The organism is Hymenobacter sp. BT18 (genome assembly GCF_012273015.1).
In the GTDB taxonomy this organism is placed as follows: domain Bacteria; phylum Bacteroidota; class Bacteroidia; order Cytophagales; family Hymenobacteraceae; genus Hymenobacter; species Hymenobacter lutimineralis.
In genome coordinates this window covers 3,236,212-3,258,204 of record NZ_CP050954.1, presented here as the reverse complement: position 1 = coordinate 3,258,204, position 21,993 = coordinate 3,236,212, and the positions used below count along the sequence as shown (strand labels likewise).

Here is a 21,993-nt window from a genome sequence, read left to right as displayed (position 1 = left end):
TAAGGCCACCAATCAAAAACGGTCGTCATGCTGAGCTTGCCGAAGCATCTCTACCGCTTCGCCTGCACCGAGTCAACGAAGCGGTAGAGATGCTTCGACTCCGCTCAGCATGACGTTCTAAAGGTGGAAAGAGCTTTTCGCACTTACTCCTCACAGCCTACCAAGCTATGGAAACCCTCAAACGCTACCTCCGCCTCCTTGGCTTAATTGCCATGCTCCTACTGGCTGCCGCGGGCGTAGGCCTCACGGGTGCCGCTCCCATTCACCAGAAGCGCGAACGGTTTATCAATACCCAACCCCAGACGGAGCAGGTAGACAAGAAGGAAAACGAGGATAGCCAGGAGCTCGGGCAGGAATAGAACGTCCTGCTTCATCTAGCGTCCGCGAAGTCGAAGCATCTCCACTGCTACGGAAGCCCCACGCCCAGCTCCCAGCTGCTGCCAAAGATTTGCGTACCACTGCGCTGTTCAAAATTTCCTAGGCCTTGCCGATGCGGCCTCGTAAGTTGCCGCGGCAAAAGCAGCTCGTAACTGGTAGCCCAGATGGCCGTCCGCATAGGAGCTGATTTTGCCGCGCTGGCTGGTTTGCGGCGCGGCGCTGTCTTCCGCTTGCCGCTAGCAACATGAAACGCATCCACCTGTTTGAGTTTGAAGACTTCGCTTGGTTTCCTAACACCCTGCGCATCAGCCTAACGCGGCTGATTGTGGTTATGCACAAGCTGCTGGGCTCGTCGGCGGACTTGCAGCAGCTGCTCAACCGGGCCCTGGCGCACTCGGAAAGCGCGGCCATCGTGGACCTGTGCTCGGGCAGCGGCGGCCCCATGCTGGAAGCGTTCCAGGCGCTAAAGCAAGAGCCCGGCCGGCAGCACCTGCAGCTCACCCTCACCGACTTGTACCCAAACCTGGAACTGGCCGCAGCCATCAACCGCCAGCCCCAAGCAGGCCTCCGCTACGAAACTCGCTCCATCGATGCCACCCGCGTAGATGCGGAGCTGCGCGGTGTGCGCACCATGATCTGCAGCCTGCACCACATGCGGCCGGAGGTAGCGCGCGGCATTCTACAGGACGCCCGGGACCAGCACCAGCCCATCTGCGTGTATGAAATCAGCGACAACAGCTTCCCGATTAGCCTGTGGTGGTTGGCCTTGCTGCCCAACTTCCTGATGGCCCTGTTCATCACGCCCTTTGCGCGGCCCCTCACCCTCCGGCAGCTGTTTTTCACTTATATAGTTCCGGTTATCCCGCTTTGCTTTACCTGGGACGGCGCCGTTTCCAACGCCCGCACCTATACACTAGCGGATATGGCTATGCTGCTCGAAGGACTGCAAGCAGCCGACTACACCTGGGAAACCGGCCGCATCGCGGGCAAAGCAAAAAAGCTCTACCTGCTGGGCCTGCCCAAAGCGCACTAGCTTACCTCAGGGGACTCAGTTCCTATGCGCCAGCAGCGGCCACAGTTTATAGATACCAAGCCCTAAGCGGTATAAGTTGACAACAAGGAGAACATGGAAGTAAGGACTCGGTCAACAGTGTAATAGACTCCGCTGCCTTAAAACCAAAGCCCCGCCGGCACACTGCCAGCGGGGCTTTGGTTTTGTTCTATGGTAACCGGCTACCGCGCGGCGGCTTTCTCCAGCCGCTCGTTGAGGGCTACGCCCAAGCCGGTCTGCGGTAGCCGCTCGGCCAGCAGTTGGCGCAAACCCAGGCCATCGAGGCGGTGCAGGGCGGCGTAGAGCCCATGGGCGGCTTCGGCCAGGTCGCCGCGGCCGGGGCTCAGCACCACTTGCTGGTTTAAGGGCAGGCCCGGTACCGGGTCGCGCAGGGTGAGGGCTCCAGTAACAGTGGGGTCGAAGGCCGGCACCTCCACCAGGCCGGGGCCGAAAAGCTGCAAGGGCGTGTGGGGCGAGTAGTGGAAGGGCAGCAAGCCCGGGCTGGCCGCCCGCTGCGCCTTCTCGGCGGCCGTGCGCAGGCGTGTTTCCGGCACCACCGCCTGGAGCATTTCCAGGGAAATAGCCCCGGGTCGGTATACCACCGGCTCGCCTGCGGGCCCGAAGCCCACCACCGTGCTTTCAATACCCGCCTGGCAGGGGCCCCCATCGAGGATGTAGGGAATGCGGCCACCCAGCTGGCGCAGCACGTGCTCGGGCAAGGTTGGGCTGATGTAGCCGAAGGGGTTGGCGGAGGGAGCCGCTACCGGAAAGTCGAGCCGGACCAGCAGCTCCCGCAGCAGCGGATGCGCCGGAATGCGCACCGCCACGTCGGGCAGGCCGGCCGTCACCATGTCGGGCACCACCGCCAGTTCGCGGGGCAGCAGCAGCGTGAGCGGGCCGGGGCTGAAGGCGGCCAGCAAGGTGTGAGCGGCAGCGGGCACGGCCTCGGGCCGCACATAGCCAGCCAAGTGGGCGGCGCTGGCAAAGTGCAGGATCAGCGGGTTGCTGAGCGGGCGGCCCTTGGCCTCGAAAATGCGGCGCAGGCTCTCCTCCCGCAGGCCGTTGCCGGCCAGTCCGTACACCGTTTCGGTGGGAATGGCCACCAGCTCGCCCGCCCGCAACAAGGCGGCGGCGTAGTTTAGGTCGGTGCCCAGCAAAGTTTCCATAACACAGCTAAAACGGCCCCGTGTAGCTGGGGCGCGGACCAAAGGTACGGCAGCGCGGGCAAGCCTCTGGCAGGCGGTGGCACAAGCTCGCAGGCAAGACCTTGCCGGGGCACCCCGCTGCCCCGCCGGCATTTCGGAGAAGACTACTTGAGAAAGTATTTCTTCCGGAGCCTTGTACGCACGTAGGGCGGCAGAATACCCGCTTTATCGTAGAGGGCCACCGTCTGCTCCTCGTTGGCCTTGCTAAACCGAGCCAGCTTACCGATACCGATGCCCGCCGGAACGCCGCCAAACAGCCCAATACCGACAATGGTACCGCCAGTATTGCTGGATAGGCTGCCGGAGCTGCTGCTGGCAGCCGCTACCGTGGCAATGCGCACGGCAAAAAGCCCCCCGATAGTCGTCCAGATCCAGCCCCCGGTGCGGTGCTTCGCAAACAGGTGATGAAGGGCTTGCACGGTGTCGGCATGAGTGGCTGCGGGGCGCGGGGCCGGCGCGGCATGCGGCGGCAAGGGCGAAGGTTGCGGCGGCGAAGAACTACCTGCGCTCTGCCCGTAGGTAGTTAAACAGATAGCGCCCCCAACGAGCGTCAAAAGACTCTTGTGCATCGAAAGTAGGATGGTGAAAACGGGAAGGCTGGTGAGTGACTCAGATAGAGCCTATGGCTGGAAGTGCCGGTGCCGCAGCCGGCGACGGATTCTCTTCGGCAGCGGCTTACCCTGCAGGTAGTCGTTCTGCACAGCGTGTTCCTGCGCGGAACTCCACTTCCTACTCTTGGCCACACTAAAGCTGGTGAGCATCGCGCCGCCGAGCAAAACGGGCGTGGTCCCACCTTGCGGGGTGTTGAATAAGATAGCCGCTCCCACACCCAGCGCGATAAGCCCAGGAATCCGTAGCAGCCTGGCTCCGGCCCGGCGCTGGCTAAACAATTTGCCCACAGCATGAGCCGAATCGGCTGCCACCGGTGCACTCACCACGGCATAATCGGGAATGGCCACTTGCTGCGCACGGCCGGTCACCAGCAGCCCCAGCAGACAGGCTAGTAAGATCAGATAACAACGCATAGTTAGTAGCATGATAGCGGCGTAGAAAGCAAGAGCCCTACGCTGAAGCAGCAATAGCCGACAAATTGGCGGCGCAAGGTAGAGGGCCGCTGCCAGGAAACCTGAAGCGTAGGAACGCCCGGTCAACAACTTTGAGCAGGTTAGCCTCACGATTGAAGCCTAACCCTACTCCGCCCCTTATCCACGGCGGCGGGCTTCTCTGCGGGCCAGCCGGGCTTTCCACTTGCCGGCTTTGGCAAAGTGGCGCGGCTGCAGCTGCGCCCGGTACTGCGCCGGAATTGGCGCCCCCGCAGCGCAGGCAGCGTGCAGGGCGTTGAGCTTTTCGTAGCTATAGGTAGTGTGCCGGACCAGCATATACGTAAGTCCTACCCCAGCCAGCCCCAGCCCGGCCGCCACCGCGCCGCCCGAAGCCGGCGTTTCTTCCCAACTACCCGTGACTGGATTGTATTCGCGGGTGCCGCCGGACATCAGCCGCAAGCCCGGCAAGGCCAAGGCCAGCGGCCATTCCCCATTCACCCGCTTCATCATGAACAGCGCCGTAATGGCATCCAGCGTGTCCTGCCGGGCGCTGGCCGCAACCGGCCCGGGCGTGAGCGGATCGGCGCTTCGCCGCAGGCTATCCGGGCCGGTACCAGGGGCCGGCAACGGGTTTTCTTCCTTAGCCATTCCGGGTATAGGCCGGTAGCGGCCCCGCAGACGGCGGCTAACGTAAGCTGGCAGATGGCCGGTTTGCGCCAGTTCGCGCAGGACGGCTGTTTCGTTTTTCCGTTTGAACCGCACACTCTTCCCTATGCCAACGCCCACCAACGCCGCCCCGCCGATAACCCCCGGCGTCCAGACGCCGGCGCTGGTTGATTGTTGCGCCGGCAGAATTGCCGCCAGCATGCCCACCGTGCCTACTAGCGGCCAGACAAGGCCTCCCGTACGCCGGCTTTTAAACAATTCGTGTACTGCCTGGGCCGTATCGGCCCGGGTTGGGCGGGGTTCGGTTGGGTAAGCCGATGGCAGCGTGGGCGTGAGGGCCTGGGGGTGGCCTTCCAGGACCAAGCCGAGCAGGAGCAGGCTCAGCATAAAATATCTACACATATATCAACCGGAATACGAACTGCTTTATTTGGCGCAAATTATTCGAAAAAGGCCGAAAAACAGCATTTGCCCGCGCGGTGTACTTTTGCCACATGGCCTCCACGTTCACCACCTACCTCCAGCTCGGCTTTTTCCACATCTTCAACCTGCAGGCCTACGACCACCTCGTGTTTTTGCTGGCCTTGTGCGCGCCCTACGTGCTGCAGGACTGGCGCCGCGTGGTGGCCCTGGTCACCAGCTTCACCCTGGGCCACTCCCTTACCCTGGCCCTGGCCACGCTCAATGTGGTGCAGTACTCGCCCCAGGTAATTGAGGTCCTGATTCCGGTAACCATTCTGCTTACGTGCGTAGTGAACTTGGCGCGGGCCGGGCGCGCCACGAGCCGCCCTACACCTATTCGCCAGTCGCCCAACCTGATTTTTACTTCCGCCAATGGCCTGGCGGCCACCTTCGGGCTGATTCACGGCCTTGGGTTTTCCAGCTACCTGCGCGAGCTGCTGGGCCGCCAGAGTCGCCCGGTGCTGGAGCTGCTGGCCTTCAACGTGGGCGTGGAGTTAGGCCAGCTGCTGATTGTGGGCCTGATCCTGCTGCTCGGAGCCCTGCTGCTGCGCGGCCTCGGCGTGGCCCGCCGCGACTGGCTTTTGGTGGTCAGTGGCGCGGCGCTGGGCATTGCGCTGGTGCTGCTGGTCAATAGGTGAATGGGAGGATGGCGAGCAGGGGGTACATCAGGCCCATACCGAAGCCCTCGTCTCGGGCAATGTGCCTGACCCGCTTCTCTACCAGTAAGCTCTTAGCTCGTTGCGCGTGTGTAGGGGCTCGTCACATCCGGGAGTTAGGCACGTTTGCTCCGGACGCTGGCTTGATGCCCCACATGCCTCGCAATGGCAGGAGCATCATTAGCATTTCAGCACATTCTCCACATTAGCACATTCTCTTATTCACCCATCACCCCGCCCGTGCAACTTCTGGCACTTTACCGGTGACTTTACCTGTTGTCTGCCCGTTTTGCTGTACTTTTTCGCCTCGCTCCACGCATTTACGCTCTTCAATGCTTAAACACTTGTTACGCTCGGCCGCCGTGGCCGTGCTGGCTGCCGGTCCGCTGGCAGCGCAAACCACCAATTCCGGTACCGATAAGTTTGCCCAGCTGGGCCCGGAGCTGCCCACCCCCAATACCTACCGCACCGCCTCCGGCGCGCCCGGTAGCCAGTACTGGCAGCAGCGCGCCGACTACAACATCCAGGTAAAGCTCGACGACGAGAAGCAGGCCATAACCGGCTCGGAGGACATTACCTACACCAACCTCTCGCCTGACGTGCTCACCTACCTGTGGGTGCAGCTCGACCAGAACATCCTGGACAAAACGTCCATCACGCAGGCCACGGAGGTGGGTGAGCTGTCGGACAAGATGTCGTTCCGGGGGCTGGAGTACCTAATGAACTCGGACTTCGACGGGGGCTTCAAGATTTCGGAGGTGAAGTTGAAAGGCGGCAAGGCCCTGCCCCACGTCATCAACCACACCATGATGCGCATCGACCTGCCCACGCCCCTGCGGCCCAAGCAAGCCGTGACGTTCAGCATCAAGTGGAGCTACAACATCAACGACCAGCTGAAAATCAACCAGCGCAGCGGCTACGAGTATTTCCCCGAGGACAAGAACTACCTCTACGAAATTGCCCAGTTCTACCCGCGCATGGCCGTGTACTCCGACTTCCAGGGCTGGCAGCACAAGCAGTTCCTGGGCAACGGGGAGTTTGCCTTGCCCTTCGGTGACTACCGCGTAAGCATCACCGCCCCCGCCGACCACGTGGTGGGCGCCACGGGCGTGCTGCAGAACCCCGGCGACGTGCTGAGCGCCACCCAGCGCCAGCGCCTCGAAAAAGCCAAGAACACCAAAACTCCGGTGCTCATCGTGACCGAGCAGGAAGCCGAAGCTGCCGAGCAGAAGCGCGCCAAAGGCACCAAAACCTGGACCTACGCCGCCAAGAACGTGCGCGACTTTGCCTGGGCCTCCTCGCGCAAGTTTATCTGGGATGCCATGCAGATCAAGCAGGCCGGCAAGCCGGTGATGTGCATGAGCTACTACCCTAAGGAAGGCAACCCGCTCTGGGGCAAGTACTCTACCGAGGTGGTGGCGCACACCATCAAAACCTACTCCAAGTTCACCATCGACTACGAGTACCCGGTGGCTATTTCGGTGCACGGCCCGGTGGGTGGCATGGAGTATCCCATGTTGTGCTTCAACGGTGGCCGCCCCGAGAAAGACGGCACCTACTCGGCCAACACCAAGTACGGCATGATTTCCGTGATTATTCACGAGGTAGGCCACAACTTCTTCCCCATGATCATCAACTCCGATGAGCGGCAGTGGACGTGGATGGATGAAGGCCTGAACACCTTCGTGCAGTACCTCACCGAGCAGGAATGGGAGCGTAACTACCCTTCCCGCCGCGGCGAGCCGAAGCTGATTGTGGACTACATGCGCACCGGTAAAAATGTGCAGACGCCCATCATGACCAACTCGGAATCGGTGCTGCAGTTTGGGCCTAATGCCTACGCCAAGCCCGCTACCGGCCTCAACATTTTGCGCGAAACTATCCTCGGCCGTCAGCTCTTCGACTACGCCTTTAAAGAGTACGCGCGCCGCTGGGCCTACAAGCACCCCGAGCCCGCCGACTTCTTCCGCACCATGGAAGATGCCTCTGGCACTGACCTCGACTGGTTCTGGCGCGGCTGGTTCTACACCACCGACCACACCGACCTGGCCATTGCGGGTGTGAAGTGGTACACCATCGACTCGAAAAACCCTGAAATCGAAAATGCCCGCAAGCGGGAGCTGCTGAACGCCGCGCCCAAAACCCTTTCGGAGCAGCGCAACCTGCAGGACATTAAGCGCACGTTGGTGGACGATAAGCCCCAGCTCAACGACTTCTACAACGCCTACGATCCGCTGGCCGCTACCGAAGCCGACAAAAAGCGCTACCAGGACTACGTGGCCAAGCTCACGCCCGAGCAGCAGCAGCGCCTCAACAGCGGCCTGCACTTCTACGAGGTGAGCCTGAAGAATCTGGGTGGCCTGACCATGCCTGTGGTGGTGCAGATGACTTATGAGGATGGCAAGCAGGAAATTGTGAACATTCCGGCTGAAATCTGGCGCAAGAACAACGCTGAGGTAACCAAGGTATTCATCACCGAAAAGCCCGTAGTGAGCTTCGTACTGGACCCCTTCCTGGAAACCGCCGACACAGACCTGAGCAACAACGCTTACCCGAACCGGGCTGCGCCCTCGCGCTTCGAGTTGTTTGAGCAGCAGCAGCGCGCTCAGCCCAACCCTATGCAGCAGCAAACCTCCATGCAGAAGCTGGAGCAGAAGCCGGCTGGCACCAGCTCCGGCGGCACCAACTAATTCTGCCTTTTCTGCTAGCTTTCAACAGCCGGGCCGCTTGGTCCGGCTGTTTTTGTTGAGACTTGTTAACAATGCTGTAGCTATACTTTTATCTTCCGGTCGGACACTAATTCTTATGCGTAATACTATTATGAAGCTTGGCCTTTTCATTGCTGCGCTGCTTCTACTCTCAAAGCGCGCCAATGGGCAGGAACTGAGAGAAGACAGCATTTTCACTACTAAGCAGATACAGCATCTTGCGCATCTCGAACCGCAGGCCACCAATAATCTGCAGCGGATCAGTTATTACGAAACAGGTGCTGTAGCATCCGCTACTTGTTATCGGTATCTGTCCGGGCAACGACGACTGAAAAATTATCGGCGCTACACTTTTTACCCAACCGGCCCCATCTGCTCCCGGGCCTGCCAAGACATGTTTGGCTTTCTGCGTATCAAGACATGGAACCAAGTCGGACAATTAGTAAGAGTATACCGTAGAAATCCCACGCACAGTACCAACTTCACCTACCTCACACGCCAGTACGCTTACCAAAATAATCAGGTAGTAAAAACTAAAGTGACGAAAGTGCGCAGCGGCTGTTTTCGGTATAAGGTACTTCGAAACAAGACAATTGAATTAACCGAGAAGGGAAAAGTCATCACTGCATATGCTGAAGAAGGAACGCCTATTGACAGCGTTTTCCAAAAGGCGCAAGATTGATTAACACCGTTCAAACTTATCATTTCACCACCTCACCACTACTTATGGGACTTCTCGACGGCCTCCTCGGCAATGCCTCCGAAAATGACGCGCAACAGATTCAGCAGGAGCTGAACCGCATTCTGGCCGCCGATGAGCGGGTGGAAAAAGCCTACGCCATCCTGCGCGACCAGATCATCTTCACCAATCAGCGCCTGCTGTTGGTGGATAAGCAGGGCGTAACGGGCAAGAAGCGCGAAATCATGAGTGTTCCATACCGCAGCATCGAGCGGTTCTCCATGGAAACTACCGGTCATTTCGACTTGGAATCGGAGCTCTACATCTGGGTACGCGGCATGGCCGCTCCCATCGGCCGCACCTTCCGCGACGACCAAAGCATCTACGACGTGTACCGCGCCCTGGGCGAGTATGCACTCTAGTGGCAGGTTTCTAGTTTCGGGTGGCTAATTATCCGTAGAAGTAGGCAACCCGAAACCAGAAACTGAACCGATGCCTCGTTTCCCTTCCGCTCACACCCTGGCTCAGGCCCGGCAACACCCCCTTATTCCAGTTTTTTACCACGCACAGGAAGACTATGCCCGGCGGGTGCTGGCCGCCTGCTACGAGGCCGGTGTGCGGCTATTTGAGTTCACCAACCGTGGCCCCGAGGCCCACGCCATTTTCACGCGCCTGCAGCGCTTTGTGGAGGCCGACTACCCCGAGTTACTGCTGGGGGCGGGCACCATTTTCACGGCCGAAGAAGCCGGCCGCTTTATCGAGTCCGGCGCCGACTTCATCATTCAGCCCGTGTGCAGCCCCGATGTGGCCGCCGTGTGCCGCAGCTATGACCTGGCCTGGCTGCCCGGGGCCCAAACCCTGAACGAGGTGTACGAGGCCCACCGCCTGGGCGCTACCATCGTTAAGCTGTTTCCCTCGGCCTACCTCACGCCTGCCTACCTGCAGATTCTGCGCGGCCCGCTCCCTCACCTTCCCCTGATGGCCACCGGCGGCATTCAGCCCACTCCCGAAAGCCTGGCCGAATGGAAAAAGGCCGGCGCCACCTGCGTAGGCCTTGATGCCCGCCTGCTCGACACCGCCGAGCCCGCCCGCCTCACCGCGCAGGTGCGGGACTTGCTGGCCACGTGGCCGTCGGCAGACAGCTAGCCGTGGCCCGTAAAAACGCGCAACCCGCTTGCAACCGTCGGCGGGCGTGAAGGCTCATTTGAGGGTACGTTTGACCTTTCAGAGCTATGAAAAAAATTCTTCCCTTCCTGTTTTTGGGAGTCACCTCGTTTGGGGTGCTGAGTGGTTGTGGCGAAGACGACGAAACCACTCCACAAACCGACTGCGTGCAGGTAACCCTGCTAGGGCAGAGCTGCAACGGCACCCTGCTTCAACTCCCCACGGATGTTCCGCTAGGCAAAACCGTTACCATTGAGGGCGTGAGCTACGCCAACGTGGTTGCCACTTACTCCGAAACGCCCGCTCTTATTCCCGAAACCAAAGTATTCTGGGCGGGACTACGCTTGGCCACCAACGGCGAGGTACCCGCCCGGGCCTGCATCGCCACCCTAGTGCAGTATGACGTCGACCAAGTAATTCTGTCGGCACCCAAATGCAAGGGCACCAACTGGTGCGGCACAGTTAACTAGCATTTCTTTTCCATTATACCCGAGCGGCCACTTCCCCTGATTTTTCTGGGCGAAAGTGGCCGTTTGCCGTGCCGAGGGCTGCATATTTGCCGTTCAGCCCCTAGCTATGTCCGATTCGTCGTTGTGGAGTGAAGTGGAAGTGACGGCCGTGCGCGGCCAGTCGGTGCTGACGGTGCGCCGCAACGTGCAACCCCTGAAACTGCTGAGCCCGCGCACCGCGGCCGGCAGCTGCCACGTGGTGCTCAGCAGCTACGGGGGCGGCCTGCTGGCCGGCGACGTTATCCGCCTGCGCGTGGCCGTGCAGCCCGGGGCGCGCCTGCTGCTCAGCACCCAGGCCAACACCCGCGTGTACCGCTCCGATGATGGCGCCGTAGCCGAGCAACTCACGGAGGCCCACGTAGCGGCGGGGGCCCTGGCCGTAGTCCTCCCCGACCCCATAGTATTGCAGGCGCAAAGCCGCTACCGCCAGCACCAGCACTGGCACCTGGCCGCTGGTGCCCTACTCCTGCTGGCCGACTGGTTTCACTCCGGCCGCATCGACAGCGGGGAGCAGTTTGCCTTCACTGGGTACCAGTCGGAGCTGCGGATTAGCCAGGAAGAACGGCTGACGGTACTCGACCGGTTTGCGTTTCGGCCCGCCGAGCACATTGCCACCTCCCCGGCCCACTTCCGCCAGCACCAAACGTCCCTGGCCGTGTACCTGGCCGGCTCCCCCCACGACGCCCGCTACCAACAGCTGGCAGCCGTGCTTCAGGCCCAGCAAACCCAGACCCGCGCCGGCCTGCCCGTTGATGTATCGGCCCACGACTGCGTGGTGGCCCTCACGCAGGCCCGCCCCGGCGTATTGCTGCTGCGGGCCCTGGGCACCAGCCGCGCCGCCCTGCAGCCCATCTACGACCAACTGCACCAGGCGCTGGCCTCGACCGAATTACTGGCCTTCGCCGCTGGCTTGCGCAAGTACTAGCCGCGGCTTTCCCCTTGACTTAGCCCAGGTGCAAGGTCTTATCTTTGGCTACCCCTGCCCTCTCCCGTTTCTTTGTTCCTACGTGTCCGTGCTATGCCTCTGCCCTCTGCCCGCTTTGCGGCGGCCCTCGAAAAGTTTGATGCTCTGAATGGCGAAGATCCTAACCAGGATACGGACGCGGAAGGTCGTGCCTGGCCCAAGGAGCTGCTCTACGGGCACCGGATGAGTGCCTGCCTGGCCCGGGTAGCCCCCGCAGCCCCGGAGGCCGTGCAACTGGCAGCCCGCGGCCAGCACATCCGCCGCTGGGCTATTCCGCGCCAGGACTTCCCCATGGACCGTGCCGGCTACCACCAGTGGCGCAACTCGCTTAAGAAATACCATGCCGAGGTAGCCGGCCAGATCTTAGCCGAAGTAGGCTACGATGAGGCCACCATTGCCCGGGTGCAGGCCTTGCTGCAAAAGCAACAACTCACCCGCGACGCCGATGTGCAACTATTAGAAGACGTGATTTGCCTGGTGTTTCTGGAATACTACTTTCTGGATTTTGCCCGCCAGCACCCCGAGGAGAAAATCATCGACATCGTGCAGAAAACCTGGCGTAAGATGAGCGCCCAGGGTCAGGCGTTGGCCCTACAGCTCCCACTGCCCGCCGAGGCCCAGAGCCTGGTGGCTAAGGCGCTGGCCTAGAAAACGCTCCGTAACATCGTGCCCCAGGCCCACCACCGCCCCTATTACGATAAGCGCGGGGTAGGTAATCTGCTGGCTGGCTACCAGCGCGGGCAGGGTGCGTACGGGCCCCACGGCCAGTTTGCGCTGGGGCAAAGTGAGGTGCTGCACCACGGCGGCAGGCGTGTCGCCCTTGCCCATTTCGCAGTAGGCGGCGGCAATTTCGGCGGCTTTTTTCAGGCCCATGTAAATCACCACGGTGGAGTTGCTCTGCATAGCCAGGCGCAGGTCGACCGACAGGCTACCGTCCTTTTTGGTGCCCGTTACCATCCAGACGCCCTCACTCACGATGCGGTGAGTCAGGGGAATGTCTTCGAAGCCCAGGGCCTGCATGCTGGAAATGCCCGGGATATAGTGAGTGGCAATGCCGTGGGCGCGGGCAAACAGAATTTCCTCGAAACCCCGCCCGAAGATGAATGGGTCCCCGCCCTTGAGGCGGACGACGCGGCCCCGGCTCCGGGCTTTTTCCAGGATCAGGGCGTGAATGGTTTCCTGGGGCGTGTAGTCGCCGTAGGGCTTTTTGCCCACGTACAGGCACTCACAGCCAGCCGGGGCCAGGGCTAGCAGCTCCTGGTTGGCCAGGTTGTCGTAGAGAATAACGGCGGCGGTTTGCAGCACCCGGTGAGCTTTGAGCGTAAGCAGCTCCGGGTCGCCGGGGCCGGCGCCTACCACGTACAGCTCCGGTACCACATTCATCATATTTTCCTGCGGGCTACTCAAGGGGTCTGGTCTTTGGAGTCGGAAGAGGAAAGCCAAGCCCGGGCCTGCACGGTGGCCAGGGCCCCGGCAGCCAGCAACGCGCCCCAGGCCAGGCGCCGCCACCGCCGCGTAGCGGGAGCCTCGTAGCCCGGGCCGCCAGCCAGCCCGGCCGTTACTGCGTTCAGGGTGCGGACCTTGGCGGCAAAGTCCCCGGTGAGCTGCTGGCGGATGGCGGGCATCTTCTGCAGCACCGCGTCGAGCTCCTCGGGCAGGGCTTCCTCCAGCACGGCCCGCACCCGCTTGGCCACCGTAGGCGACTGGCCGTTGGTGGAAACCGCAATTTTCAGCGCCCCTTTCTGCACCACCGACGAGAGGTAGAAGTCGCACAGCGGGGGCGTGTCGGCCACGTTCACCAGCAGGTGGCGGCTGCGGGCGGCTTGTTTGATGCGCGCGTGCAGGGCCGGGTCGTCGGTGGCGGCAAACACGATGTCGGCTTGTTCCAGCAATTCATCGGTGTAGGGTTCTTCGCGCAGCTGCACCTGCGGATACCGGGCAGCCAGCTCCCGCAGCGTGGGCAGAAAGGTGATACTGACCACTGTGACGGCCGTGGCCGGGCTGCTGCGCAGAATGGCGGTGAGCTTTTCCAGGCCCACGTTGCCGCCACCCACGAGCAGCACGCGCAGCTGCTCCAATTTGAGAAAAACCGGGAAAAGCGGATTGGCACTGGGTGGGGAAAGCATGGAGCAAGGATTGGGTGAAGATGAAAGCGCAACGCCATAGCCAGGCTGGCTACGGAGCCGCCCCGATGGAGCTCAGCCCCGCAGCTACCGGCTCGTCCCAAGGCTCGAACTCAGCCGCCGGAGCCTCGCAGGTGGGGCAATGATAATTGGGCAGCGCGGCCCAGGTTGTGCCCGGCGCGACGCCCTGCTGCGGGTCCCCGTAGGCTGGGTCGTACACCGTCAGGCAGCGGCGGCAGCGCGACAGCGGGGTCGTAGCGGACCGAGGGTTTTCGGCCGGGAGCTGCGCGGTTGTTTCCGGCTCCAGTGGCGTTTGCGCCCCGATCTGGGCGTAGAAAAGGTGGCATAGCTCGGCCAAGTACCAGCCCAGCATATCGGGGCGCACTTGCTGGCGGAAAGACACGAAGTCGCGGGAGTTGGGGTTGAAGTCGCGGGTATGCAGGACTTCGTACTGCTCGGCCCCGCCGGCGCGGCCCGGCTGGGTGCGGATGATGATGGAGCCGAACAAGCCGGTCTGGGGCCGGGTTTTGATGGCAAAGCAGAGCTGGTAGGTGCGCACATCTTCCTCGTTAAGGTAGCGCACCAGCTCGTGCTTGAGGGCCAGGCCGGTGGGGCAGTTATCCTCGACCTGCCAGTTCAGCTCGTTGGCCGCGTGCCGCACGTTGAGGCGGTGGCGGCAGAGCACGGCATCCCACTGCGGTCGGTCAGCCGGGGAAATTCCTTTTATAATCAACGACTTCCAGGGAGTGGTGCAGAGCTGCCCCACCCGCGTTTGCAAACACACCTGGGCCATATCCCGCAGAAAAGCCAGCGAAAACTGCTCGTTGCGTCGGTAGATACCCAGCCAGAGTTGCTGCCCGCTGCGGTTGAAGCCCTCGTAGTAGGGCAGCATAAACGGCGGCAGCGCCAGCGGCCCGGCCACCACCCGCGGGCCCAGGGGCTGGGCGGCGCTAACCTGGGCGTACAGCCGGATGCCGGCCGTCGTCAGGTCGTTGTCAAACTGGCCCACCGTCGGCAGCAGCACCCGCTCTATGGCCGCGCTCAGCCCCGGCACGTCTTCGGAATACACCAAGTGGGGCCAGGTGTAGAGGTGGCCGGTGCGGGGAAAGCGCAGGTGCAGGTGCCAGTAGTTGCTGGTTTCGGCGGCAATGAAATTAAGGTGGCCGGTAAAAAACGGCACAAACGTCTGCCGGCTGTCGACCAGGTTAATTTTCAGCCGGGGCCGGTAGTCGAACAGGTCCAGAATGTCTTTGTACACGCCCTCGCGCAGCCAAGCTGCGCTGTAAAATACGTCCTCGCCCACGTAGGAGCTAACGATATTAGGGCGGGCTTCCGGGTCGGGCTCGGCCAGCACATCGGCCGCGGCCAGGGCCTGTAGCAGGGCGCGCCGCCGGGCGGGCTCCACGGTGAGCAGCAGTTGCTGCCGGTGCCCGAGCTGCACCTGCTCGATGCCGGCCGCCTCGGCGGCGCTGAGCACGGCCAGCAGGTCGCCGGCCGGCACAATGCCTCCAGGCAGGTTTACGGCGACGAGCGAAAGGGAAGGTTCAGGGGAAGTCATGCAGAATCAGGCAGTAGTGGCTGCCAGCGGGCGGTTTAAGTGGTGGGAACCAGAGCGGCCAGCTCTGCGGCCAGAAGCTGCTGCACCTCGGGCCGGCAGGAGCCGCAGCCGGTGCCCGCGCCGGTGGCCGTGCCCAGGCCCTTGAGCGTATCGCAGCCGGCCGCTATGGCCTGGCGCAGGTTGCCGGCGCCCACGTTATTGCAGCTGCACACGAGCTTGCCCAGGACCGGTGGGGCGGGCCGGCCACTGCGCAGCAGCTGCAGGCGTTTGTCGCTGAGCTCGGTTTTGCCCTCAATCAGCGCCCGAAATTCCTGGAACTCGGTTTTGTCGCCGATGAGGATGGCGCCGACGAGCCGGTCCTGGTGCACGATGCACTTCTTGTAGTAGCGCCGGGCCTTGTCGATGAAGGTAATTTCCTCGTAGCTGCCATCCTGCGCGGGGCACTCGGGCAGACCAATGCTGCAGAGGTCGAAGCCGTGAATTTTGATGATGTTCATGAAGGTGCTGCCCCGGTAGCGGCTGCCCACGTCGCCACTCAGGTAGCGGGCCACCACGGCGGCCTGCTGCTCGGCGGCGGCCGTGATGCCGTAGAGCGTGCCTTCAAACTCGGCAATTTCGCCCACGGCAAACACGCTGAAGTCAGAGGTTTGCAGCCGCTCATTCACCACCACGCCGCGGCGACACGCCAGCCCACTTTCCCGGGCCAGCTCCAGGTTGGGCACCGTACCGATGGCCAGAATCAGCGCGTCGCAGTCAAGGCGGCGGCCGCTTTTCAGGCCCACGCCACTCAGGCGGGTACGGCCGTAGAACAGCTCCACCTCGTCGTTGAAGTACAGCTCGCAGCCCTGGTCCACCATTTCTTCCTGCAGCAGCAGGCTGCCTAGGGCATCGAGCTGCCGATCCAGAAAGCGGGAAATCCGCTGAATGATGGATACCCGCACCCCGGTTTCGCGCAGAGAGGCTGCCATTTCCAAACCCAGCAGCCCCCCGCCTACGATGACGACGTGGGCATTCTGGGCCGGCAAATGGCTTTTGAACGCGTCGGCATCGAGGCGGCTGCGCATGGTGAAGATGCCGGGCAGGGCGGGCACGTTGCGGGGCACGGCCGCCCGGCTGCCGGTGGCCAGCAGCAGCACGTCGTAGTCGGTGCGCTGCCCGCGGGAGTCCACCACGTATTTCTCCGCCCGATTGATTTCCTCCACGCTCACGCCGCGGCGCAGCTCGATATTATAGCCGGGCTCCTCATCGTCGCGCATTTTCACCAGCTGCTCCCAGTGCTGGTGCCCGCTGATGTAGTCGGGCAGCATCACCCGGTTGTAGAACGGGAAGTCTTCCTTGCTGAAAATAGTGATGCTGTCGGCCTGGTTCAGCTCCCGGTAAGCCTGCACGAAGCCAAAAGCCCCGGCCCCCGCTCCCACGACCACGATGCGCTGCCGGGGCTTGCAGTACTTTTCAAGCTGCACGGCGCAGAACTTAAAGTCGGGCTCCTTGGAAATGGGGTCTACCGCCCCCGAAGTCAGGTTGTTGGCCCGGTGCAAATCCGAGCCGAGCTGTTTGCCCCAGTGCATGGGTAGAAACACCACGCCCGGCCGAATGCCTGCGCTCAGCCGCGCCGCCACCCGCACCTCGCCCCGCCGGGAGCTGACCGTCACCAGCTCCCCTTCGGCCACGCCAAGTGCCGCCGCGTCCCGGGGGTGCAGTTCCACAAAGGGCTGGGGAATGTGCTGGCGCAGCTTGCTGACTTTGCCGGTCTTGGTCATCGTGTGCCACTGGTCCCGGATGCGGCCGGTGGTCAGGATGAAGGGAAAGTCCTGGTCGGGAACTTCGCTGCGGAATACGGCGGCCACGGGGTGAATTCGGGCCCGACCGGAGGGCGTGTAGAACTGGTGGTCGGTGAAGAGGCGGGCGGTGTCAGGATTGGCCTGGCCAGGGCGGTAGGGCCACTGCACCGAGCCGTGCTGGCGCAGTACCGCGTAGGTCAGGCCCGTAATGTCGAGCGTAGTACCGGCTGTCAGGCGGGTGTGTTCCTGGTAAATGGCTTCGGTCGTCGGGAAGTCGAAACCCGGAAAACCCATCTTCTGAGCAAAGCGGCAGATGATTTCCGCGTCGGGCAGGGCTTCGCCGGGCGCGGCCACTACCCGGGGCAGGTGGCTGATGCGCCGCTCGGAGTTGGTCATGGTGCCTTCCTTCTCGGCCCAGGCCGCAGCGGGCAGAATCACGTCGGCGTAAGCCAAGATTTCGGGCTTGGAGCTGATGTCCTGCACCACCACGAATTTGGCCTTGGCCAGCGCCGCCTCCGCCTGGCGCACGTTGGGCAGGCTGGTCAGTGGGTTGGTGCAAAGTATCCAGATGGCCTTAAGGCGGCCATCTTCCAGAGCTTCGAACATTTCGGTGGCCGTGTAGCCGGGCGTTGAGGCTAGCGGGCCGCTGCCCCAGAACTGCTGCACCTCGGCCCGGTGGGCGGGGTTGGCCAGGTTGCGGTGGGCCGGCAGCAGGTTGGAGAGGCCGCCCACTTCCCGCCCGCCCATGGCGTTGGGCTGCCCGGTCAGGGACAAAGGCCCCGCTCCGGGCTTGCCGATCTGGCCGGTTATCAGGTGCAGGTTCAGCAAGCTCAGGTTTTTGTCGACGCCCACCACGCTCTGGTTCAAACCCATGGTCCACATCGACAGAAAGGCCCGGGCCGAGCCAATGTAGCCGGCCGCCAGGCGGATATCGGCCTCCGCTACCCCGCACAGCTCGGCGGCTTCGGCTACGGTCCGCTCCAGAATCAGCTGCTGGTACTGCTCGAAGCCTTCGGCGTGCTGCCCAATAAAAGCCAGGTCTAGGTCGCCATTTTCCAACAGCACCCGGGCCAGGGCCTGGTTCAGCACCACGTCGGTGCCGGGGATGAGCTGCAGGTGCACGTCGGCCAGGGCGCAGGTGTCCGTCACGCGCGGGTCCACGACGATGATTCGGGTAGCCGGGTTGGCGGCTTTGTGGGCTTCTACCCGGCGCCACAGAATCGGGTGGCACCAAGCCGGGTTGGCCCCGGTCACCAGCAGACAGTCGGAAAGCTCAATGTCGTCGTAGCAGACCGGCACGCTGTCTTCGCCGAGGGCCATTTTGTAGCCCACCACCGCGCTGCTCATGCACAGGCGGGAGTTGGTGTCGAGGTTGTTCGAGCCGATAAAGCCCTTCATCAGCTTGTTGAGCACGTAGTACTCCTCGGTCAGGCACTGGCCCGAGGCGTAGAACGCCACTGAGTCGGGGCCGTACTGCGCAATGAAGGTTTTGAACACGGCGGCCGTGCGCTCCAGGGCCTCGTCCCAGCTCACCCGCTGCAACGGGCGGCTGCGGCTGTAGCGCATCTGCGGAAACAGCAGCCGGTCCGTCCGGTCATTGACGGTGTACTGCAGATTCAGGCCCTTGCTGCACAGCGCCCCGCGGTTCACGGGATAGTCGGGGTTGCCCGTCACGGTCACGTCGCCGTTCTTTTCCGGCTTGACCAGCACCCCGCAGCCGACGCCGCAGTAGCAACAAGTGGACGGAACGGCATGAGAGGACAGGGCCATAATTACAGCGTGAGTAAGTCAGAAAATAACGTCCGGCCTAAGCGCCGGCCAGCGTGAGAGGGGCTTCCTGGGAAGCTTCGGCCGTAGTCTTGCCGATTTCCTTGCGCACCAGGCGCACGAGCAGCACCAAGCCGCCCACGGCCACCACCCCAATGCCGATGTAGAGAAAAGCCGTGCTGTAGCTGATGGAGGCCGACTTAAATAGGAAGCCCACCAGCATAGCGCCCAGGTTACCGCCCGCGCCTACCACGCCGCTCACGCTGCCCAGGGCCTGCTTGTTCACGAAGGGCACGATGGAGTAGGTGCAGCCGTTGGCCATTTTCAAAAACAGGGCAAACCCCAGCATGGCCACAATGGCCAGGGGCAGGCTCGGGGCCAGGGCAAACAGGGCAATACCCACGCCTTCCAGCACCAGCAGCCCACTCAGCAGCAGCCACTTGCCCTGCATGCCGTAAGCCCGCCCGGCCTTATCGCTCACCCAGCCGCCCAGGCCGCGTGCGAAGATGTTCATGAACCCGAAGATGCCGGCCAGCATGCCCGCCATAACCAGCGTAGCCCCGAAATGGTCGACGAAGTAGACGGCGGCCACGTTGTCGATGGTGATTTCGATGCCGAAGCAGGCCCCGTAGGCCAGGGCCAGCACCCAGGTGCGGTAGTCGCGCAAAGCCAGCAGAAATGTGCCCTTGGGCTTTTGGGCCGCGTCGCGCTGAATGTCGGCGTAGTTGCCCCGGGGTGTATCCTGGGTGTACTTGTAGTAGAGCCAGGCCATGATGAGCAGAACAACGCCCGGCACCACCATAGCCAGGCGCCAGGAGTTAGCCTGGTCTACGTAGCCCAGGGCGACGAAAGCGGCGGCCACCAGGGGCATCACCATGTTGGCAATGCCGCCGCCGAGGTTGCCCCAGCCGCCGGCCACGGCGTTGGCCGTACCTACCACGTTGGGCGCAAACATCATGGAGGTGTGAAACTGGGTAATGACGAAGGACGCGCCGATAACCCCGATAGCCAGGCGGAACAGCAAAAAGCTGTAGTAGCTGTTGCTCAGGCCAATGAGCATCACCGGCACGGCCCCCACCACGAGCAGCAGCGTGTAGGTCAGGCGCGGGCCCAGCGTGTCGCAGAGCTTGCCGATAACCAGGCGGGCCAGGATGGTGGCCGACACGGAGGCAATGACGATGTTGCCGATCTGGCCTTTGTCGAGGTGGAGCTGCTCGCGCACCAGGGGCATGAGAGGCGCAATGCCGAACCAGCCGAAAAAGCAGAAGAAGAACGTGAGCCAGGTCAGGTGGAAGGTGCGCATCTGTACGCCTTTGCCGGAAAACAGGGCGAGCTTATCCAGCGGCCGGGCACTCAGTGAATCGTCCATGTCGACAGAGGTTAGAGGTGAATTTGGCAGTGCGTGGTGGTAGAGCAGGGCTCCACGCCCGCGCTTAGTTTTTGAACAAAACCGGCTTGAAGGTGAGCATGGCCCAGGCCCACTGGTTGTGCGCCTGCCCGGCCCGGCCCTTCAGCGCATCGAGCGAAGCCGTAGCCAGAAAGTGCGAGTAGCCCAGCTTGAAGTTGAACTCCGGACTCACGTTGGCATTGAGCACCAGATCCAGCTCCTCCCCCAACCGGGAGCTCAGGGCCTGCTCGGTCGTGCCCGGCGAATACACCACCGCTGGTGCCTCGAAGTGGTGCACATGCGCCAGCAGGCTGGCTTTGGGCGTGAGCTTGAAGTTAGTTTTCAGGTAGACGTCCACGAGGCCGGCGGTGCGGCCGTTCTGCCCGTGGTTGTTGCCCACGTAGAAGTAATCCATGTGGCCGTAAAAGGCGTGGTTAGTGCCGTAGAGCGGCACGAAGGCGTGGTTGTGGGAGTCGGTAGCGTCGGAGCCCGAGAGGTAGTCGACGCCCAGCGTGAGCGGGGTGAGCTTGGTAGTTAGCGTGACGCTGCCCGCCGCCAGGTAGGCCCGCACGGCGCGGCCGGCGGCATCATAGCCGGTCTGGTAATAGGCTTCGCCGGTCAGGGTTGCCCGGCCGGCGGTAGCCTCGCCGGTCAGGCCGTAGGTTTGCCGGTAGTAGGTGGTCGAATCAGTCCGCTGCCGGCCGTCATTGAAAAACAGGGCCGAAACCTTGCCGCGGGTCCAATCCTTGTGCAGCCAGAGGTACTGCATGGATTTGTAGTTGTCCACGCCGCCGTAGTAGGTATCGGTCAGCTTGGCGGGCTCGGGGGAAAACGCCTGGTTGAACCCCGCCCCGCCGTGCACCACGAAGCCCGCGCTGTCGGCATACAGGAGCTTCAGCGCGTCGTGGCTGCGGCCCTGCTGGGCCCAGTCGAGCCCGCCCAAAAACCGGGCGTTGTCGTAGTCGAGCACCTGCCGGCCCACCCGCACGGCCAGCCGGGAAGTCAGCTGGTACTGCCCGTAGGCCTCGAACACGTTGAACAGGTTGGGGTCCGTTTTATAGATCTGGCTGGTGCTGCCCCAAATGCGCACGTCCTGCACCGAAAGCCGCACGCTTACCTTGTTGCGCCCATAGTCTAGGTTGAGGCGGGACCGTTGCTCAACGAAGAAAGCCGGCTTTTCGCGGGGCGTGTTCACCGTCCGAAACCCGTCGCGCAGCTCCGTGCGCGGCCGAATTTCCGCCGATACCACTACTTGCCCCAGCGCCGCCGGGCCGGGCAGCAGCGCCACCGCCAACAATGCCCAAGAAAGTCTATTCGCAGTACAGTGCTCGGGCATAAAAAGCGGTTAGCGGTAAGTAGACAGATTATTAGCGGCGGATGGTAAAGCCTTACCCGGCTTCCAGCCCGATGAACACCAGGCCGTCTTCGACCTTCACCGGGTAGGTCCGGATGCTGCACTCGTCTCCGTTCAGGCATTCCCCTGTGAGCAACGAGAAAGTGCGCTTGTGGAACGGGCAGGCTACTTTGGGCTCACAGGCCTCGCCGGTGCTGCCAATCATGCCGCGGGCCAGGGCCATCTGCTGCTTGTGGGGGCACAGATTCTGGGTGGCGTACCACTCGCCGCGGCGGGCAAAGTTGAAAATGGCCACCTGTTCGCCTTCCACCAGGGCACAGGCGCCCCCGTCGGCCGGAATGTCGGTGGTGCGGCACACGGCCACCCACGTCAGGTCAATGACAGCTTCCATCGGTTGTAGCTTATTTTGAAAGGTTTGGGCGGCGAATGAGCGGCTCTGCAACACCACCCACCGCACCCGGTTTGCTCGTTGGAATTCCGGGCCGCTCCGGGATGGGGCGGCTAGGTTTTCGTCTTAAAAAGTGCGTTGGAGGCCCCG

The 21,993-nt window shown here is 62.5% G+C and carries 21 protein-coding genes; 10 read left to right on the top strand and 11 right to left on the bottom strand.

The features are described from left to right. The first annotated feature begins 167 nt into the window (after positions 1–167). Both HER32_RS13980 and HER32_RS13975 read left to right on the top strand, forming a co-directional pair. A complete protein-coding gene (locus tag HER32_RS13980) occupies positions 168–359 on the top strand; it encodes a hypothetical protein (RefSeq protein ID WP_168682306.1) in 192 nt (63 codons plus the stop codon). 263 nt (positions 360–622) lie between these two features. Beyond that, positions 623–1,411, top strand: coding sequence for a hypothetical protein (locus HER32_RS13975; protein ID WP_168682305.1), 789 nt, complete (start codon positions 623–625; stop codon positions 1,409–1,411). Positions 1,412–1,611: 200 nt separating this feature from the next. On the opposite strand, the gene HER32_RS13970 is transcribed toward HER32_RS13975, so the two are convergent. The 4 genes from HER32_RS13970 to HER32_RS13955 all read right to left on the bottom strand — a co-directional run bounded on the left by HER32_RS13970 (position 1,612) and on the right by HER32_RS13955 (position 4,730). Continuing rightward, complete coding sequence (locus HER32_RS13970) at positions 1,612–2,595, bottom strand: L-threonylcarbamoyladenylate synthase (RefSeq protein ID WP_168682304.1); 984 nt, start codon at positions 2,593–2,595, stop codon at positions 1,612–1,614. A 143-nt stretch (positions 2,596–2,738) separates the two neighbouring features. After that, positions 2,739–3,107: a hypothetical protein gene (locus HER32_RS13965; RefSeq protein WP_168682303.1), complete on the bottom strand. Its 369-nt coding sequence runs from the start codon at positions 3,105–3,107 to the stop codon at positions 2,739–2,741. 147 nt (positions 3,108–3,254) lie between these two features. After that, the gene (locus tag HER32_RS13960; RefSeq protein WP_168682302.1) at positions 3,255–3,659 is read right to left on the bottom strand and encodes a hypothetical protein; all 405 of its coding nucleotides are present in this window, start codon (positions 3,657–3,659) and stop codon (positions 3,255–3,257) included. A 177-nt stretch (positions 3,660–3,836) separates the two neighbouring features. Further along, a complete protein-coding gene (locus tag HER32_RS13955) occupies positions 3,837–4,730 on the bottom strand; it encodes a hypothetical protein (protein ID WP_168682301.1) in 894 nt (297 codons plus the stop codon). A 107-nt stretch (positions 4,731–4,837) separates the two neighbouring features. Here HER32_RS13955 and HER32_RS13950 point away from each other — a divergent pair, with 107 nt between their 5' ends. The 8 genes from HER32_RS13950 (at position 4,838) to HER32_RS13915 (ending at position 12,133) form a co-directional block, all read left to right on the top strand. Further along, a complete protein-coding gene (locus HER32_RS13950) occupies positions 4,838–5,443 on the top strand; it encodes a HupE/UreJ family protein (RefSeq protein WP_168682300.1) in 606 nt (201 codons plus the stop codon). 350 nt (positions 5,444–5,793) lie between these two features. Further along, a complete protein-coding gene (locus HER32_RS13945) occupies positions 5,794–8,151 on the top strand; it encodes a M1 family metallopeptidase (protein ID WP_168682299.1) in 2,358 nt (785 codons plus the stop codon). A 115-nt stretch (positions 8,152–8,266) separates the two neighbouring features. Continuing rightward, positions 8,267–8,851, top strand: a complete 585-nt coding sequence (locus HER32_RS13940) for a hypothetical protein (RefSeq protein ID WP_168682298.1) — start codon at positions 8,267–8,269, stop codon at positions 8,849–8,851. A 44-nt stretch (positions 8,852–8,895) separates the two neighbouring features. Continuing rightward, on the top strand, positions 8,896–9,270 hold the full coding sequence (locus tag HER32_RS13935; RefSeq protein WP_168682297.1) for a PH domain-containing protein: 375 nt from the start codon (positions 8,896–8,898) through the stop codon (positions 9,268–9,270). A gap of 70 nt (positions 9,271–9,340) precedes the next feature. After that, positions 9,341–9,994: a bifunctional 4-hydroxy-2-oxoglutarate aldolase/2-dehydro-3-deoxy-phosphogluconate aldolase gene (locus tag HER32_RS13930; protein ID WP_168682296.1), complete on the top strand. Its 654-nt coding sequence runs from the start codon at positions 9,341–9,343 to the stop codon at positions 9,992–9,994. An 86-nt stretch (positions 9,995–10,080) separates the two neighbouring features. Continuing rightward, positions 10,081–10,482 (top strand): hypothetical protein, encoded by a 402-nt coding sequence (locus HER32_RS13925; RefSeq protein WP_168682295.1) that lies wholly within the window; start codon positions 10,081–10,083, stop codon positions 10,480–10,482. A gap of 106 nt (positions 10,483–10,588) precedes the next feature. Beyond that, complete coding sequence (locus tag HER32_RS13920) at positions 10,589–11,446, top strand: urease accessory protein UreD (RefSeq protein ID WP_168682294.1); 858 nt, start codon at positions 10,589–10,591, stop codon at positions 11,444–11,446. Positions 11,447–11,539: 93 nt separating this feature from the next. Further along, positions 11,540–12,133 carry a DUF4202 domain-containing protein gene (locus HER32_RS13915; protein WP_168682293.1) on the top strand — a complete coding sequence of 198 codons (594 nt, stop codon included), beginning with the start codon at positions 11,540–11,542 and terminating at the stop codon, positions 12,131–12,133. Here the strand turns inward: HER32_RS13915 and cobA are convergent. From cobA to nirD, 7 genes are all read right to left on the bottom strand, one after another. Beyond that, positions 12,077–12,871, bottom strand: coding sequence for a uroporphyrinogen-III C-methyltransferase (cobA, locus tag HER32_RS13910; protein ID WP_232066260.1), 795 nt, complete (start codon positions 12,869–12,871; stop codon positions 12,077–12,079). The two genes, HER32_RS13915 and cobA, sit on opposite strands and share 57 nt — an antisense overlap. A 17-nt stretch (positions 12,872–12,888) precedes the next feature. Then, a complete protein-coding gene (locus tag HER32_RS13905) occupies positions 12,889–13,611 on the bottom strand; it encodes a bifunctional precorrin-2 dehydrogenase/sirohydrochlorin ferrochelatase (protein ID WP_168682292.1) in 723 nt (240 codons plus the stop codon). Positions 13,612–13,660: 49 nt separating this feature from the next. Next, complete coding sequence (locus HER32_RS13900; RefSeq protein WP_168682291.1) at positions 13,661–15,166, bottom strand: rubredoxin; 1,506 nt, start codon at positions 15,164–15,166, stop codon at positions 13,661–13,663. Between the two features lie 35 nt (positions 15,167–15,201). Continuing rightward, the gene (locus tag HER32_RS13895; protein WP_168682290.1) at positions 15,202–18,717 is read right to left on the bottom strand and encodes a nitrate reductase; all 3,516 of its coding nucleotides are present in this window, start codon (positions 18,715–18,717) and stop codon (positions 15,202–15,204) included. Positions 18,718–18,754: 37 nt separating this feature from the next. Then, entirely contained in the window at positions 18,755–20,083 is a 1,329-nt protein-coding gene (locus tag HER32_RS13890) for an MFS transporter (protein WP_168682289.1), read from the bottom strand. Between the two features lie 64 nt (positions 20,084–20,147). After that, entirely contained in the window at positions 20,148–21,389 is a 1,242-nt protein-coding gene (locus tag HER32_RS13885) for an alginate export family protein (RefSeq protein ID WP_232066486.1), read from the bottom strand. Positions 21,390–21,489: 100 nt separating this feature from the next. Then, positions 21,490–21,846, bottom strand: a complete 357-nt coding sequence (nirD, locus tag HER32_RS13880) for a nitrite reductase small subunit NirD (RefSeq protein WP_149070749.1) — start codon at positions 21,844–21,846, stop codon at positions 21,490–21,492. Positions 21,847–21,993: the final 147 nt, after the last annotated feature.

Bases quoted from the DNA above. Each gene is read 5' to 3' on its own strand.
- HER32_RS13980 (WP_168682306.1), top strand. From the start codon at position 168: ATGGAAACCCTCAAACGCTACCTCCGCCTCCTTGGCTTAATTGCCATG.
- HER32_RS13975 (WP_168682305.1), top strand. From the start codon at position 623: ATGAAACGCATCCACCTGTTTGAGTTTGAAGACTTCGCTTGGTTTCCT.
- HER32_RS13970 (WP_168682304.1), bottom strand. From the start codon at position 2,595: ATGGAAACTTTGCTGGGCACCGACCTAAACTACGCCGCCGCCTTGTTG.
- HER32_RS13960 (WP_168682302.1), bottom strand. From the start codon at position 3,659: ATGCGTTGTTATCTGATCTTACTAGCCTGTCTGCTGGGGCTGCTGGTG.
- HER32_RS13955 (WP_168682301.1), bottom strand. From the start codon at position 4,730: ATGCTGAGCCTGCTCCTGCTCGGCTTGGTCCTGGAAGGCCACCCCCAG.
- HER32_RS13950 (WP_168682300.1), top strand. From the start codon at position 4,838: ATGGCCTCCACGTTCACCACCTACCTCCAGCTCGGCTTTTTCCACATC.
- HER32_RS13945 (WP_168682299.1), top strand. From the start codon at position 5,794: ATGCTTAAACACTTGTTACGCTCGGCCGCCGTGGCCGTGCTGGCTGCC.
- HER32_RS13940 (WP_168682298.1), top strand. From the start codon at position 8,267: ATGCGTAATACTATTATGAAGCTTGGCCTTTTCATTGCTGCGCTGCTT.
- HER32_RS13935 (WP_168682297.1), top strand. From the start codon at position 8,896: ATGGGACTTCTCGACGGCCTCCTCGGCAATGCCTCCGAAAATGACGCG.
- HER32_RS13930 (WP_168682296.1), top strand. From the start codon at position 9,341: ATGCCTCGTTTCCCTTCCGCTCACACCCTGGCTCAGGCCCGGCAACAC.
- HER32_RS13925 (WP_168682295.1), top strand. From the start codon at position 10,081: ATGAAAAAAATTCTTCCCTTCCTGTTTTTGGGAGTCACCTCGTTTGGG.
- HER32_RS13920 (WP_168682294.1), top strand. From the start codon at position 10,589: ATGTCCGATTCGTCGTTGTGGAGTGAAGTGGAAGTGACGGCCGTGCGC.
- HER32_RS13915 (WP_168682293.1), top strand. From the start codon at position 11,540: ATGCCTCTGCCCTCTGCCCGCTTTGCGGCGGCCCTCGAAAAGTTTGAT.
- cobA (WP_232066260.1), bottom strand. From the start codon at position 12,871: ATGATGAATGTGGTACCGGAGCTGTACGTGGTAGGCGCCGGCCCCGGC.
- HER32_RS13905 (WP_168682292.1), bottom strand. From the start codon at position 13,611: ATGCTTTCCCCACCCAGTGCCAATCCGCTTTTCCCGGTTTTTCTCAAA.
- HER32_RS13900 (WP_168682291.1), bottom strand. From the start codon at position 15,166: ATGACTTCCCCTGAACCTTCCCTTTCGCTCGTCGCCGTAAACCTGCCT.
- HER32_RS13895 (WP_168682290.1), bottom strand. From the start codon at position 18,717: ATGGCCCTGTCCTCTCATGCCGTTCCGTCCACTTGTTGCTACTGCGGC.
- HER32_RS13890 (WP_168682289.1), bottom strand. From the start codon at position 20,083: ATGGACGATTCACTGAGTGCCCGGCCGCTGGATAAGCTCGCCCTGTTT.
- nirD (WP_149070749.1), bottom strand. From the start codon at position 21,846: ATGGAAGCTGTCATTGACCTGACGTGGGTGGCCGTGTGCCGCACCACC.